This window comes from Streptomyces sp. ITFR-16 (assembly GCF_031844705.1).
GTDB lineage: Bacteria > Actinomycetota > Actinomycetes > Streptomycetales > Streptomycetaceae > Streptomyces.
Genome location: NZ_CP134609.1, coordinates 2,065,934 through 2,082,219, shown reverse-complemented (window position 1 = coordinate 2,082,219; position 16,286 = coordinate 2,065,934). Strand labels below are relative to the sequence as shown.

General features: G+C 67.0%; 4 protein-coding genes, 1 tRNA gene and 2 rRNA genes. 6 read left to right on the top strand and 1 reads right to left on the bottom strand.

Annotation, left to right across the window (positions count from 1 at the left end; all coding sequences use genetic code 11):
• Positions 1-89 precede the first annotated feature (89 nt).
• The 3 genes from RLT58_RS09145 (at position 90) to RLT58_RS09135 (ending at position 3,676) form a co-directional block, all read left to right on the top strand.
• Positions 90-3,213: ribosomal RNA gene (locus RLT58_RS09145) — 23S ribosomal RNA — on the top strand.
• Positions 3,214-3,291: 78 nt separating this feature from the next.
• Positions 3,292-3,408 (top strand): 5S ribosomal RNA (gene rrf / locus RLT58_RS09140).
• A gap of 195 nt (positions 3,409-3,603) precedes the next feature.
• A tRNA-Thr gene (locus RLT58_RS09135) sits at positions 3,604-3,676 on the top strand.
• A gap of 68 nt (positions 3,677-3,744) precedes the next feature.
• On the opposite strand, the gene RLT58_RS09130 is transcribed toward RLT58_RS09135, so the two are convergent.
• Entirely contained in the window at positions 3,745-6,375 is a 2,631-nt protein-coding gene (locus RLT58_RS09130) for a SpoIIE family protein phosphatase (protein ID WP_311309907.1), read from the bottom strand.
• Between the two features lie 402 nt (positions 6,376-6,777).
• On the opposite strand from RLT58_RS09130, the gene RLT58_RS09125 reads away from it, so the two are divergent.
• The 3 genes from RLT58_RS09125 (at position 6,778) to RLT58_RS09115 (ending at position 16,138) form a co-directional block, all read left to right on the top strand.
• On the top strand, positions 6,778-12,231 hold the full coding sequence (locus RLT58_RS09125; protein ID WP_311309906.1) for a HAMP domain-containing protein: 5,454 nt from the start codon (positions 6,778-6,780) through the stop codon (positions 12,229-12,231).
• A 244-nt stretch (positions 12,232-12,475) separates the two neighbouring features.
• Positions 12,476-13,153, top strand: coding sequence for a response regulator (locus RLT58_RS09120; protein WP_311309905.1), 678 nt, complete (start codon positions 12,476-12,478; stop codon positions 13,151-13,153).
• 213 nt (positions 13,154-13,366) lie between these two features.
• A complete protein-coding gene (locus RLT58_RS09115) occupies positions 13,367-16,138 on the top strand; it encodes a DNA translocase FtsK (RefSeq protein WP_311309904.1) in 2,772 nt (923 codons plus the stop codon).
• Positions 16,139-16,286 lie beyond the last annotated feature (148 nt).

Genomic DNA, 16,286 nt, shown 5'->3' with positions numbered 1-16,286 from the left:
ACGCCGGCCCCAGTGAACTCGTCCGGAAGGGCGGGGTGATGGGTGGCTGGTCGTTGTTTGAGAACTGCACAGTGGACGCGAGCATCTGTGGCCAAGTTTTTAAGGGCGCACGGTGGATGCCTTGGCACCAGGAACCGATGAAGGACGTGGGAGGCCACGATAGGCCCCGGGGAGCTGTCAACCGAGCTTTGATCCGGGGGTGTCCGAATGGGGAAACCCGGCAGTCGTCATGGGCTGTCACCCGCTGCTGAACACATAGGCAGTGTGGAGGGAACGAGGGGAAGTGAAACATCTCAGTACCCTCAGGAAGAGAAAACAACCGTGATTCCGGGAGTAGTGGCGAGCGAAACTGGATCAGGCCAAACCGTATGCGTGTGATACCCGGCAGGGGTTGCGCATGCGGGGTTGTGGGATCTCTTTTTCATGGTCTGCCGGCTGTGAGACGAGTCAGAAACCGTTGATGTAGGCGAAGGACATGCGAAAGGTCCGGCGTAGAGGGTAAGACCCCCGTAGCTGAAACATTGACGGCTCGTTTAAGAGACACCCAAGTAGCACGGGGCCCGAGAAATCCCGTGTGAATCTGGCGGGACCACCCGTTAAGCCTAAATATTCCCTGGTGACCGATAGCGGATAGTACCGTGAGGGAATGGTGAAAAGTACCGCGGGAGCGGAGTGAAATAGTACCTGAAACCGTGTGCCTACAAGCCGTGGGAGCGTCGCGCATCGAGCTTGCTCGGTGCGTCGTGACTGCGTGCCTTTTGAAGAATGAGCCTGCGAGTTTGCGGTGTGTTGCGAGGTTAACCCGTGTGGGGAAGCCGTAGCGAAAGCGAGTCCGAATAGGGCGGTTTAGTAGCGCGCTCAAGACCCGAAGCGGAGTGATCTAGCCATGGGCAGGTTGAAGCGGAGGTAAGACTTCGTGGAGGACCGAACCCACCAGGGTTGAAAACCTGGGGGATGACCTGTGGTTAGGGGTGAAAGGCCAATCAAACTCCGTGATAGCTGGTTCTCCCCGAAATGCATTTAGGTGCAGCGTCGTGTGTTTCTTGCCGGAGGTAGAGCACTGGATAGGCGATGGGCCCTACCGGGTTACTGACCTTAGCCAAACTCCGAATGCCGGTAAGTGAGAGCACGGCAGTGAGACTGTGGGGGATAAGCTCCATGGTCGAGAGGGAAACAGCCCAGAGCATCGACTAAGGCCCCTAAGCGTACGCTAAGTGGGAAAGGATGTGGAGTCGCAGAGACAACCAGGAGGTTGGCTTAGAAGCAGCCACCCTTGAAAGAGTGCGTAATAGCTCACTGGTCAAGTGATTCCGCGCCGACAATGTAGCGGGGCTCAAGCGTACCGCCGAAGTCGTGTCATTCATACGTATAGGGCTAACGCCTGTATGGATGGGTAGGGGAGCGTCGTGTGCCGGGTGAAGCAGCCGCGGAAGCGAGTTGTGGACGGTTCACGAGTGAGAATGCAGGCATGAGTAGCGATACACACGTGAGAAACGTGTGCGCCGATTGACTAAGGGTTCCTGGGTCAAGCTGATCTGCCCAGGGTAAGTCGGGACCTAAGGCGAGGCCGACAGGCGTAGTCGATGGACAACCGGTTGATATTCCGGTACCCGCTTTGAAACGCCCAGTACTGAATCAGGCGATGCTAAGTCCGTGAAGCCGGCCTGATCTCTTCGGAGTTGAGGGTAGTGGTGGAGCCGACGAACCAGACTTGTATTAGGTAAGCGATGGGGTGACGCAGGAAGGTAGTCCAGCCCGGGCGGTGGTAGTCCCGGGGTAAGGGTGTAGGCCGTGTGGTAGGTAAATCCGTCACACATTAGGGCTGAGACCTGATGCCGAGCCGATTGTGGTGAAGTGGATGATCCTATGCTGTCGAGAAAAGCCTCTAGCGAGTTTCATGGCGGCCCGTACCCTAAACCGACTCAGGTGGTCAGGTAGAGAATACCGAGGCGTTCGGGTGAACTATGGTTAAGGAACTCGGCAAAATGCCCCCGTAACTTCGGGAGAAGGGGGCCATCACTGGTGATGACATTTACTGTCTGAGCTGGGGGTGGCCGCAGAGACCAGCGAGAAGCGACTGTTTACTAAAAACACAGGTCCGTGCGAAGCCGTAAGGCGATGTATACGGACTGACGCCTGCCCGGTGCTGGAACGTTAAGGGGACCGGTTAGCTGACTTTCGGGTTGGCGAAGCTGAGAACTTAAGCGCCAGTAAACGGCGGTGGTAACTATAACCATCCTAAGGTAGCGAAATTCCTTGTCGGGTAAGTTCCGACCTGCACGAATGGCGTAACGACTTCTCGACTGTCTCAACCATAGGCCCGGTGAAATTGCACTACGAGTAAAGATGCTCGTTTCGCGCAGCAGGACGGAAAGACCCCGGGACCTTTACTATAGTTTGATATTGGTGTTCGGTTCGGCTTGTGTAGGATAGGTGGGAGACTTTGAAGCGGCCACGCCAGTGGTTGTGGAGTCGTCGTTGAAATACCACTCTGGTCGTGCTGGATGTCTAACCTGGGTCCGTGATCCGGATCAGGGACAGTGTCTGATGGGTAGTTTAACTGGGGCGGTTGCCTCCTAAAGAGTAACGGAGGCGCCCAAAGGTTCCCTCAGCCTGGTTGGCAATCAGGTGTTGAGTGTAAGTGCACAAGGGAGCTTGACTGTGAGACCGACGGGTCGAGCAGGGACGAAAGTCGGGACTAGTGATCCGGCAGTGGCTTGTGGAAGCGCTGTCGCTCAACGGATAAAAGGTACCCCGGGGATAACAGGCTGATCTTCCCCAAGAGTCCATATCGACGGGATGGTTTGGCACCTCGATGTCGGCTCGTCGCATCCTGGGGCTGGAGTCGGTCCCAAGGGTTGGGCTGTTCGCCCATTAAAGCGGTACGCGAGCTGGGTTTAGAACGTCGTGAGACAGTTCGGTCCCTATCCGCTGTGCGCGTAGGAATATTGAGAAGGGCTGTCCCTAGTACGAGAGGACCGGGACGGACGAACCTCTGGTGTGCCAGTTGTCCTGCCAAGGGCATGGCTGGTTGGCTACGTTCGGAAAGGATAACCGCTGAAAGCATCTAAGCGGGAAGCCTGCTTCGAGATGAGTATTCCCACCTCCTTGAGGGGTTAAGGCTCCCAGTAGACGACTGGGTTGATAGGCCAGATGTGGAAGCCCGGTAACGGGTGGAGCTGACTGGTACTAATAGGCCGAGGGCTTGTCCTCAGTTGCTCGCATCCACTGTGTTAGTTCTGAAATAACGAACGGCTGTGATGGTACCGGTTGTTTTGAATTTCATAGTGTTTCGGTGGTCATTGCGTTAGGGAAACGCCCGGTTACATTCCGAACCCGGAAGCTAAGCCTTTCAGCGCCGATGGTACTGCAGGGGGGACCCTGTGGGAGAGTAGGACGCCGCCGAACAATTATTGTGGAAAGCCCCGTGCCCTTGTGGCACGGGGCTTTTCCGCGTTCCGGGACCGCTCACGGTGGGCTGGCCTGCGGCCGCCCCGTCTCGGCGGAACGCCGCTGGTGGGTGGGTCGGTGACGGTCTGCCAGATGGTTTTGCGCACCCCCTGGAGCAGGGTATGCTTTAGCTCGTTGCCGCAGGGCAGCAAGGCCCCAATAGCTCAGTCGGTAGAGCGTCTCCATGGTAAGGAGAAGGTCTGCGGTTCGATTCCGCATTGGGGCTCGTACAGACGAAAGGCCCCCACCAGGCGGTGGGGGCCTTTCGCGTTTCCGGACCTGGGGGCCGACGCCCTACGCGGTGGGCTGCGGCTCCGGGACGCGCATCGCGAGGATGGCCATGTCGTCCGAGGCCGGCTCGGCGGCGAAGCGTTCGACCGCCCGCAGAATGCGCGCGGCCACCGCTCCGGCCGTCAGGCCCGTGCAGTTGGCCAGCACGTCCGCCAGACCGTCGTCCCCGAGCATGCGCGTGCCCTCCCGGCGTTCGGTGACACCGTCCGTCACGCACAGGAGCACGTCGCCCGGGTCCAGGGTCACCGTCTGCTCGTACAGCTCCAGGTCCTCGATGACGCCCAGCAGGGGCTGCGGTTCGGCGGCGGCCTCGACCGAGCCGTCCTGGCGCAGACGCAGCGGCAGCGGGTGGCCGGCGCAGACGACCTTCAGCAGGGCGCTGCCGTCCTCCTGGGGCCACAGCTCGCCGTAGAGGAGCGTCAGGAAGCGGCTGCGGGAGCCCTCGTCGAGGATGGCGGCGTTGAGCCGCTCCAGGACGGCCGGGCCGCCGAAGCCCTCGCGGGCCAGCAGGCGCAGCGCGTGGCGGGCCAGGCCGGTGACGGCCGCGGCCTCGGGACCCGTACCGCAGACGTCGCCGATGGCGAAGCCGTAGGCGCCGTCGCGGATCGGGAAGACGTCGTAGAAGTCTCCGCCGACCTCGTTGCCTTCGCCGGCCGCCCGGTAGATGACCTCGATCTCGACATTGGGGACGTCGGGCAGCCCCGGGGGCAGCAGGCTGCGCTGGAGGGACTGGCTGATCGCCATGCGCTCCGAGTAGAGGCGGGCGTTGTCCAGGGCCAGGGCGGCCCGGCGGGACAGGTCCTCGGCCAGTTCCAGGATCTCCTGGCGGAAGTGGTCGTCGGACGGCTTGCCCAGCGTCAGCATGCCGATCACGCGGTTGCGGGCGACGAGCGGGAGGACCACGGTCTCCCCGCCCACCGCCGCCGCGGTGGCCAGCGTCGTACGGATGCCGGCGCCGAGGCCGCCGGGGTCGCCGAGGCCGATGTTGCGCATCGAGGTGCGCAGGGCCGCCTCGTGGGCGGCCTCGGACGGCGCGGACCAGATACGGGCGCCGGGGGTCGGCACCGGGTCCGGCGGGGCGATCTTGGAGAGCAGGGCCTTGAGGCCGTCGATGCGCTCCTCGTCCTCGTGAAGCACGTACGAGAGGTACGGGTCCGAGGACTGGTCGGCGATCGTGTAGACGGCGCACCAGGTGGACAGGGTGGGCACTGTCATCTGGGCCATCAGCGCCAGGGTCTGGTCCCGGTCCAGCGTGCCGGCCAGCAGGTCGGAGGCCTCGACGAGGAAGGACAGCGAGCCCCGGCGCAGCCGTTCCAGCTCGCCCAGGCGGGCCGACTCGACGGCCAGCGCGATGCGGTCGGCGGCGAACTGGAGGCGCAGGGCCTCCTCGTTGGAGTAGCGGCCCGCGGACTCGGCCGCGACGCCCAGGGAGCCCGTGAGGCGCCCCTCGACCTTCAGCGGGACCGTGACCACCGAGCGCATGCCGGTGTTGGCGAGCAGCGGGACGGCGCCGGGGACGGCGTCGAGGTCCTCGTGGACGGCGGGCATGCGCGCGGAGCCGTAGCGGCCGGTGCCGGCCTCCACGGGGACGCGGGCGAAGCGCTGGCGGGCCGAGGGGAGGCCGGTCGTGGCCCGTACCTCGAGTTCCGTCTCGTCGTCCGTCGCGAGCAGGAGGAACGCCGCGTCCGCGTCGAGCATGTCGCGGGCCCGCTCCACCGTGCGCTGGAGCAGGCCGTCGAGGTCCTCGGGGGCGGGGGAGCCGATGAAGACCTCGAAAGGGTCCGTCTTGCGGCTCTCGGCGGCCGCGTCGGTGACCGGCGTGCGTACCGGTGACTGGAGCACCGCGCGCTCGTAGTCGCGCACCAGCAGGCAGACCGTGGAGGGCTCGCCCTGGGTGTCGCGTACGCGCAGGTGGGAGCCGTAGACCGGGATCGTACGGCCGTCGGCGCCCCGGATGCCGTAGCTGCCCTCCCAGCGGGAGAGGCGCAGGGCGTCGGCGATGCCGGTGTTGGTGCCGGGGGTCTGCGGCCAGGCGGTGAAGTCGGTGAGCTGCTTTCCGGTCACCTGCTCCGCCGTGTGCCCGAAGAGGTAGGCGGCGTCGTCGTTCCAGGCGGCGATGGCGCCGGTGCTGTCGATCTGGACGACGGCGACCCGGACGCGTTCGTCCGTGACCGGGAGCAGTCCGACGGGGAGCAGCGGGCCCGCGGAGCGGATGCCCACCGGGCGGTCGGGAAGATCGAGCTGGAACCAGACGTGTTTGTGCGTGGGGGAGTACTCGACGCCCCACCGGGAGGCCAGGGCGGCGCACAGCAGCAGTCCGCGGCCGCTCTCGCGGTCGGGGCTGCCGAAGTCGAGTCCGGTGGACTGGAGCGGGATCTCCCGTTCCGGATAGTGGTCGGAGACCTCGACCCGGACGCCGTCCTCCGTACGCAGGCAGAGCACGTCGGCCGCGGTGCCCGCGTGGACCACCGCGTTGGTGACGAGCTCGCTGGTGAGGACGACGGCGTCGTCGACGACATCGGTGTATCCCCACCCCTGGAGGGTGTCTCGGACGAAGGCCCGGGCCGTCGCGACGGAGCGCCCCACCGGGTCGAAGGTGGCAGCCGCGCGCGCCGTGATCACAGCACTCCCCATATTGGTGTCTCGTCGCTTCCCCGAGTCCTGTGCCCGTTTCTCGCCGCTTCGATTCGCTAGCCAGGCTAGACGCTCCCTCCGTGTACCGGATACACGAGGGCCGACTTCGGGCAGGGACGGGCAGGAACAGGTCCGTGACCGGACAAGTGTGGGCTTCCCCTGGGAGGGATGAGGGACAACGATGGGAGGCGCCACCCCGACCGGTTCCGACCTGGTACGTTTCAACGATTTGACGTCCGCATGGTCACCCGTCGACGGTGGGCTGTGGCGGTGAGCCATGGAAGATCTGGGCAAGCTCTCGGACAAGGCCCGAGCTAAACGGTCAACCCCTGCGGGAGGGACACGGTGGAGTCTGACGTGGCGGCGCGGGGATCAGGCACGCGCACAAAAGGCGGACAGTCCGTGAAGAAGCAGCGCAATGGAACCGTAGAGGTCGACGCCGCGGCGCTCAACAGACTGCTGGCCGGCCTCGTCGCCATGCGCGACGGGAACTTCCGCCGGCGGGTGACGGTCTCGGGCGACGGCGTGATGGCGGAGCTCGCCGCGGTCTTCAACGAGGTCGCCGACCGCAATGTGCACCTCACGGGTGAGCTGGCGCGGGTGCGCCGGGTGGTCGGCCGAGAGGGCAAGCTCACCGAGCGCCTGGAGACGGGCGCCTGCGAGGGCTCCTGGGCCGCCGCGATCGACGCCTCCAACGAGCTGGTCGACGATCTCGCACGCCCGGTCTCGGAGGTCGGGCGGGTGCTGTCGGCGGTGGCCGACGGCGATCTCGAGCAGCGCATGGAGCTGCGCTCGCACAACTCCGACGAGACGGTACGGCCGCTGCGCGGCGAGTTCCTGAAGGTCGCCCGTACGGTCAACAACCTCGTCGACCAGCTGTCGGCGTTCACCGAGCAGGTGACGCGGGTCGCGGTCGAGGTGGGCACCGAGGGCAAGCTGGGCGGCCAGGCCCAGGTGCGCGGGATGTCCGGGTCCTGGAAGGACCTCACGGACTCCGTCAACACCATGGCGTTCCGGCTGACCGCCCAGGTGCGCGACATCGCGCTGGTGACGACGGCGGTGGCCAAGGGCGATCTGTCGCGGAAGGTCACCGTCCATGTGGCCGGTGAGATGGCCCAGCTGAAGAACACCGTCAACACGATGGTCGACCAGCTGTCCTCGTTCTCCTCCGAGGTGACCCGGGTCGCCCGTGAGGTGGGTACGGAGGGCGAGCTCGGCGGTCAGGCGACCGTGCCGGGCGTGGCCGGGGTGTGGAAGGACCTCACGGACTCCGTCAACACGATGGCCGGGAACCTCACCTCCCAGGTGCGCGGCATCGCCGAGGTGACGACGGCGGTCGCCAACGGGGACCTGTCGCAGAAGGTCCGGGTGAGCGCGCGCGGCGAGGTCGCCCAGCTCGCCGAGACGATCAACCAGATGACCGAGACCCTGCGCACCTTCGCGGACGAGGTCACCCGGGTGGCCAGCGAGGTCGGTGGCGAGGGTGTGCTCGGCGGCCAGGCGCAGGTGCCGGGTGCCGCGGGCACGTGGAAGGACCTCACCGACTCGGTGAACACGGTCTTCCGCAACCTGACGACGCAGGTGCGCGACATCGCGCAGGTCACCACGGCGGTGGCCAGCGGTGACATGACGCAGAAGGTCACGGTGGACGTGGCCGGCGAGATGCTGGAGCTGAAGAACACCGTCAACACGATGGTGGACCAGCTCCAGTCCTTCGGTTCGGAAGTGACCCGGGTGGCCCGGGAGGTCGGCGTCGAGGGCCGGCTCGGCGGCCAGGCCGAGGTACCGGGCGCGGCGGGCACCTGGAAGGACCTGACGGACTCCGTGAACACGGCGTTCCGGAACCTGACGGGTCAGGTGCGCGACATCGCGCAGGTGACGACGGCGGTCGCCAACGGCGACCTGTCGCAGAAGGTCACGGTGGACGTGGCCGGCGAGATGCTGGAGCTGAAGAACACCGTCAACACGATGGTGGCGCAGCTGTCGTCCTTCGCCGACCAGGTGACCCGGATGGCCAGGGACGTGGGCACGGAGGGCCGCCTCGGCGGTCAGGCGCGCGTCGACGGCGTCTCGGGTACGTGGAAGGAGCTCACGGACTCCGTCAACTTCATGGCGGGGAACCTGACCTCCCAGGTGCGCCAGATCGCGCAGGTGACCACGGCGGTGGCCCGGGGCGATCTGTCGCAGAAGATCGACGTCGATGCGCGCGGCGAGATCCTGGAGCTGAAGAACACCATCAATACGATGGTCGACCAGCTCTCCGCCTTCGCCGAGCAGGTGACGCGGGTGGCCCGCGAGGTGGGCACGGACGGGCGCCTCGGCGGTCAGGCGCAGGTGCCCGGTGTCGCCGGTGTGTGGCGCGATCTGACCGACTCGGTGAACGGCATGGCCGGCAACCTCACCGCTCAGGTCCGTAACATCGCGCAGGTCGCCACGGCGGTGGCGCGCGGTGACCTGTCGCAGAAGATCGACGTGGACGCGCGCGGCGAGATCCTGGAGCTGAAGAACACCCTCAACACGATGGTCGACCAGCTGTCGAACTTCGCGGAGCAGGTGACCAGGGTCGCCCGTGAGGTGGGTACGGAGGGCATTCTCGGCGGTCAGGCCGAGGTGCAGGGCGTGTCGGGTACCTGGAAGGACCTCACGCAGTCCGTCAACGGCATGGCCAACAACCTGACCCTCCAGGTCCGCAACATCGCCGAGGTCACCACCGCGGTCGCCAACGGCGACCTCTCCAAGAAGATCACCGTTGACGCCAAGGGCGAGATCCTCGAACTGGTGACGACGGTCAACACGATGGTCGACCAGCTGCTCAACTTCGCGGACGAGGTCACCAGGGTGGCCCGCGAGGTGGGTACGGAGGGCATCCTCGGCGGTCAGGCGCGGGTGCGGGGTGCGACGGGCATCTGGAAGGACCTCAGCGACAACGTCAACCTGATGGCCAACAACCTGACCAGTCAGGTGCGCAACATCTCCCGCGTCTCCTCCGCCGTCGCCAACGGCGATCTGACGAAGAAGGTCACCGTCGAGGCGCGCGGCGAGGTCGCCGAGCTGGCCGACACCGTCAACACGATGGTGACGACGCTGTCCTCGTTCGCCGACGAGGTGACGCGGGTGGCGCGCGAGGTGGGTACGGAGGGCGAGCTGGGCGGCCAGGCGCGCGTCCCGGGCGTCTCCGGTACGTGGAAGGACCTCACCGAGTCGGTGAACTCGATGGCGTCCAACCTGACCGGGCAGGTGCGCCAGATCGCGACGGTCACCACCGCCATCGCCAAGGGCGATCTCACCAAGAAGATCGACATCGATGCGCGCGGAGAGATCCAGGAGCTGAAGAACACCATCAACACGATGGTCGACCAGCTCTCCTCGTTCGCCGAGCAGGTGACCCGGGTGGCCCGCGAGGTGGGTACGGAGGGCCAGCTGGGCGGCCAGGCGCGGGTGCGGGACGTGGACGGCACCTGGCGCGACCTCACCGAGTCGGTGAACGAGATGGCCGGGAACCTGACCCGCCAGGTGCGGGCCATCGCGGCCGTCGCCACGGCGGTGACCCGCGGCGACCTCAACCTCAAGATCGACGTGGACGCCGCCGGGGAGATCCAGGCGCTCCAGGACAACATCAACACGATGATCGCCAACCTGCGTGACACCACCGCCACCAACAAGGAGCAGGACTGGCTCAAGGGCAACCTCGCCCGGATCTCCGGTCTGATGCAGGGGCGGCGCGACCTGGACGACGTGGCCTCGCTGATCATGAGCGAGCTGACCCCGGTCGTCTCCGCGCAGCACGGCGCGTTCTTCCTGGCCACGGCGACCGGCGAGACGGACGCGCTGGGCGCCGAGGGCGACAAGGACGGGGCGTACGAGCTCCGTATGCGGGGCAGCTACGGCTACTCCGCCGGCTCCATGCCGACGTCCTTCCGGCCCGGTGAGACGCTCATCGGCACGGCCGCCGAGGAGAAGCGGACGATCCAGGTGGACAACGTGCCGCCGGGCTATCTGAAGATCTCCTCCGGGCTCGGCGAGGCACCGCCGGCGCATGTGATCGTGCTGCCGGTGCTCTTCGAGGGGAAGGTCCTCGGCGTGATCGAACTGGCCTCGTTCCAGCCGTTCACGCACATCCAGCGGGACTTCCTCAACCAGCTCGCGGAAATGATCGCGACGAGCGTCAACACCATCAGCGTCAACACCACGACCGAGAAGCTGCTGGAGCAGTCGCAGGAGCTGACCGAGCAATTGCGTGACCGGTCGCAGGAGTTGGAGAACCGGCAGAAGGCCCTCCAGGCGTCCAACGCCGAACTGGAGGAGAAGGCCGAGCTGCTGGCCCAGCAGAACCGCGACATCGAGGTCAAGAACACCGAGATCGAGGAGGCGCGGCAGGTCTTGGAGGAGCGCGCCGAACAGCTCGCCGTCTCGATGCGCTACAAGTCCGAGTTCCTGGCCAACATGTCGCACGAGCTGCGGACGCCACTCAACTCGCTGCTCATTCTGGCCAAATTGCTCGCGGACAACGCCGAGGGCAATCTCTCGCCGAAGCAGGTGGAATTCGCCGAGACGATCCATGGCGCCGGTTCCGACCTGCTCCAGCTGATCAACGACATCCTCGATCTGTCGAAGGTCGAGGCGGGCAAGATGGATGTCAGCCCGACCCGGATCGCCCTGGTGCAGCTGGTCGACTACGTCGAGGCGACCTTCCGCCCGCTCACTGCGGAAAAGGGGCTGGATTTCTCCGTACGGGTGTCGCCGGAACTGCCGGCCACGCTGCACACCGACGAGCAGCGGCTGCTCCAGGTGCTGCGCAACCTGCTCTCCAACGCGGTGAAGTTCACCGACAGCGGGGCCGTCGAGCTGGTGATCAGGCACGCGGGTCCGGAGGTTCCCGACGCCATCCGTGAGCAGCTGCTCGAAGCCGGTTCGCTGCGGGACGCGGACGCCGATCTGATCGCGTTCTCGGTGACCGACACCGGGATCGGGATCGCCTCCAGCAAGATGCGGGTGATCTTCGAGGCGTTCAAGCAGGCGGACGGGACGACCAGCCGCAAGTACGGCGGTACGGGGCTCGGCCTGTCCATCAGCCGGGAGATCGCCCGGCTGCTCGGCGGCGAGATCCACGCGGCGAGCGAGCCAGGCCGGGGCTCCACGTTCACGCTGTACCTGCCGCTGCACCCGAGCGAACTCCCGCCCCAGGGCTACCCGCAGATCGCTCCCGGGCCCATCGAGATGCACGGGGCCGCGGTCGAGAGCGGCCGTCTTCCGGAGGCCGGGCAGGGTTCCGCTCCGGGCTTCCAGGACTACGGGCAGTCCGGGGGACGGCAGCCGGGCGGACAGGACGCGGGCGGTACGGCAGGGCTTCTGCGGCGGCGCCGCAAGGCCCTGGGAAGCGGGCGGCAGCAGCCCGCGCTGCCGCCCCGGCCGGCTGCCGCGCAGGAGCCGTGGGCGCTGGGCGGCCAGGAGGAGCCGGAGGTCCGCAGGACATTCCGCTTCAACGGCGAGAAGGTGCTGATCGTCGACGACGACATCCGTAACGTCTTCGCGCTCACCAGCGTCCTGGAGCAGCACGGACTGGCCGTCCTCTACGCGGAGAACGGGCGTGAGGGCATCGAAGTCCTGGAGCAGCACGACGATGTGACGGTCGTACTGATGGACATCATGATGCCGGAGATGGACGGTTACGCGACGACCTCGGCGATCCGCAGGATGCCGCAGTTCGCCGGGCTGCCGATCGTCGCGCTGACCGCGAAGGCTATGAAGGGCGACCGGGAGAAGGCGATCGAGTCCGGCGCCTCCGACTATGTCACCAAGCCCGTCGACCCTGATCACCTGCTTTCCGTTATGGAGCAGTGGATGCGCGGAGAGTGATCGTCGATTGAGCGAATCCATGTGATTTGTTGATGGACTGTGTCCGAAGGGGTGTGGGAACGCGGTTTCCGGGGAACCTTCTGGTCTCCCACCGCGTTTCCGGTACGTGCACAGTGACATCGCGGTGACAGGGTGTGGTGACGGGCGGGGTGCGGCTACCATGACCGGCACAAGGACGGACGGCGTAAGGGAGTCGTCCCCTGGGGCGGCGCCCGGTGCAATTCCGGGGCGAGGAGGACGGGCCATGGTGCAGAAGGCCAAGATCCTCCTGGTCGATGACCGGCCGGAGAATCTGCTGGCGCTGGAGGCCATCCTCTCTGCGCTCGATCAGACACTGGTACGGGCATCGTCAGGGGAGGAGGCGCTCAAAGCGCTGCTCACGGACGACTTCGCGGTCATTCTGCTGGACGTCCAGATGCCGGGCATGGACGGTTTCGAAACCGCCGCGCACATCAAGCGGCGGGAACGGACCCGGGACATCCCGATCATTTTTCTCACCGCGATCAATCACGGTCCGCATCACACCTTCCGGGGTTACGCGGCCGGCGCGGTGGACTACATCTCGAAGCCGTTCGACCCCTGGGTGCTGCGCGCCAAGGTCTCGGTCTTCGTCGAGCTGTACATGAAGAACTGCCAGCTGAGGGAGCAGGCCGCGCTGCTGCGCCTTCAGCTGGAGGGCAGCGGACACACGGGCGCCCAGCAGGAGAAGGAGCCCGCCGGTCTGCTGGCGGAGCTCTCCGCACGGCTCGCGGCCGTCGAGGAGCAGGCGGAGGCGCTCTCCAAACAGCTCGACGACGAGTCGGCGGACGCCGCGGCCGTGGCCACGGCCGCCCATCTGGAGCGCAAGCTGACCGGACTGCGCCGGGCGCTGGACGCCCTGGAGCCCGGCACCGGCGGCGCGTCGGCGGTCCTTCCGTCGTAGCGCGTCCCGCACCGCCCTTTCGCGCCGGGCCCCTTCGGGCCGGCGCGGGGGCAACTGCCGGTACTCCGCGCCGATTCGGTGCCCGCGCACCGGCCCGCGCCGGTCCCGGATGCCGTGAGGGCGCGTCAGTTCACGGCCTCCGTACGGCGACACGGTCGGGTGAACCGGTACGCGCACGTGTTCACCGGCGCAGACACCGGTAACCTCGGCGCCATGGCCTCACGTACGTCCGGCAAGGGTTCCCAGGGCACGGCGGGCACCGCGAAGCGCGTCGGCGGTGGCCCGGGCCCGGCGAAGAAAGCCGCGCCCGCCAAGAAGACCGCGGCGAAGAAGAGCGCGCCCGCGAAGAAGGCGCCCGCCAAGAGGCCACCGGCCAAGAAGGCCGCCCCGCCCAAACCGGCGCCCTCGCCCACCAACGGCGTGTACCGGCTGACGCGTGCCGTCTGGCTCGGCGCGGCCCACGCCGTCGGCGCGATGTTCCGCGGCATAGGCCGCGGCGCCAAGGGACTCGACCCCGCGCACCGCAAGGACGGCGTCGCGCTGCTGCTGCTCGGCCTCGCGCTGATCGTCGCGGCGGGCACCTGGTCGAACCTGCGCGGCCCGGTCGGCGACCTCGTGGAGATGCTCGTCACCGGCGCCTTCGGCCGGCTCGACCTCCTCGTGCCGATACTGCTCGGGGCCGTCGCCGTCCGGCTGATCCTCTATCCAGAGAAGCCCGAGGCCAACGGGCGCATCGTCATCGGTCTCTCCGCCCTGGTCATCGGGGTGCTGGGCCAGGTCCACATCGCCTGCGGCTCGCCGGGACGCGAGGACGGCACCGAGGCCATGCAGGACGCGGGCGGGCTCATCGGCTGGGCCGCGTCCAAGCCGCTTATCTTCACCATGGGCGAGGTGCTCGCCGTACCGCTGCTCCTGCTGCTCACCGTGTTCGGTCTGCTGGTCGTCACCGCGACCCCGGTGAACGCCATTCCGCAGCGGCTGCGGCTGCTCGGCACCAAGCTCGGGATCATCGAGCCGGCGTACGACCCCGAGGCGCAGGACGAGAGCGACGACGAGCGGTACGACGAGCAGTGGCGCGAGGCCCTGCCCGAGCGCTCGCGCCGCCCCTCCGCGCGCCGCTCGGAGACGTCGGGGGAGTACGACCCCGACCGGGCGGAGGCCGACGCGCTGTCCAAGCGCCGCAAGCCGCGCCGCCCCTCCGTGCAGCCGACGACGCACCGCACCATGGACGCGGTGGATGTCGCCGCCGCCGCTGCCGCGGCGCTCGACGGAGCCGTGCTCAACGGCATGCCGCCCTCGCCGGTCGTCGCCGACCTCACCCAGGGCATCTCGGTGGACCGCGAGCGCACGGGCACTCCCGTGCCGGGGGCGCGGGAGGCGGAGCGGCCCGGGAAGCCGGACAGGGCAGCCGAGCCCTCCGGAGGCGTGCCCGATCTGACCAAGCCGGTGCCCGAGCGCGCGCAGTCGCAGCCGCTGCCCGCCCGGGCCGAGCAGCTCCAGCTCTCCGGCGACATCACCTACTCGCTGCCCTCGCTCGACCTGCTGGAGCGCGGCGGTCCTGGCAAGACCCGCAGCGCCGCCAACGACGCGATCGTCGCCTCGCTGACCAACGTCTTCACCGAGTTCAAGGTCGACGCCGCCGTCACCGGCTTCACCCGCGGGCCGACGGTCACGCGGTACGAGGTGGAGCTCGGGCCCGCCGTGAAGGTCGAGCGGATCACGGCGCTGGCCAAGAACATCGCGTACGCCGTCGCCAGCCCCGACGTCCGGATCATCTCCCCGATCCCGGGCAAGTCGGCGGTCGGGATCGAGATCCCCAACTCCGACCGGGAGATGGTCAACCTCGGCGACGTGCTGCGGCTCGCGGACGCGGCGGAGGACGACCACCCGATGCTGGTCGCGCTCGGCAAGAACGTCGAGGGCGGCTACGAGATGGCCAACCTGGCGAAGATGCCGCACGTCCTGGTGGCGGGGGCGACCGGTTCCGGCAAGTCCTCCTGCATCAACTGCCTGATCACCTCGGTGATGGTGCGGGCGACCCCGGAGGACGTCCGGATGGTGCTGGTCGACCCCAAGCGCGTCGAGCTGACCGCGTACGAGGGCATTCCGCACCTGATCACACCGATCATCACCAACCCCAAGAAGGCCGCCGAGGCCCTGCAGTGGGTCGTCCGCGAGATGGACCTGCGCTACGACGACCTGGCCGCCTTCGGCTACCGGCACATCGACGACTTCAACCATGCCGTGCGCACCGGCAAGCTCAAGACGCCCGAGGGCAGTGAGCGGGAGCTCTCGCCGTACCCGTATCTGCTGGTGATCGTCGACGAGCTGGCCGACCTGATGATGGTCGCCCCGCGCGATGTCGAGGACTCGATCGTCCGCATCACCCAGCTGGCCCGCGCCGCCGGCATCCATCTGGTGCTCGCCACCCAGCGGCCCTCGGTCGACGTCGTCACCGGTCTGATCAAGGCGAACGTGCCCTCCCGGCTCGCCTTCGCGACCTCGTCGCTGGCCGACAGCCGGGTCATCCTCGACCAGCCCGGGGCCGAGAAGCTCATCGGAAAGGGTGACGGGCTGTTCCTGCCGATGGGGGCGAACAAGCCCACCCGGATGCAGGGCGCCTTCGTCACCGAGGACGAGGTCGCGGCCGTGGTCCAGCACTGCAAGGACCAGATGGCCCCCGTCTTCCGCGACGACGTGGTGGTCGGGACGAAGCAGAAGAAGGAGATCGACGAGGACATCGGCGATGACCTGGATCTGCTCTGCCAGGCCGCTGAGCTGGTCGTTTCCACCCAGTTCGGATCGACGTCGATGCTTCAGCGCAAGCTGCGGGTGGGCTTCGCGAAGGCCGGCCGGCTGATGGACCTGATGGAGTCGCGGAACATCGTCGGACCCAGCGAGGGCTCCAAGGCGCGCGACGTCATGGTGAAACCGGACGAGCTCGACGGGGTGTTGGCCCAGATCCGGGGGGAAACCGGTTCGTAAGGGTTTTGCGAGCAACCGTTTCGCCGGGCCGTACGTCAAGTTGAAGGGAGGGACAGCAGGATGTCCTTCCCCGGGGCGGTCCGGCGAATCCGGCTCTGTTCGAATCTGATGGCGTACAAAGCCGTCCCTCCCGGTTGCCCCTCCCTTT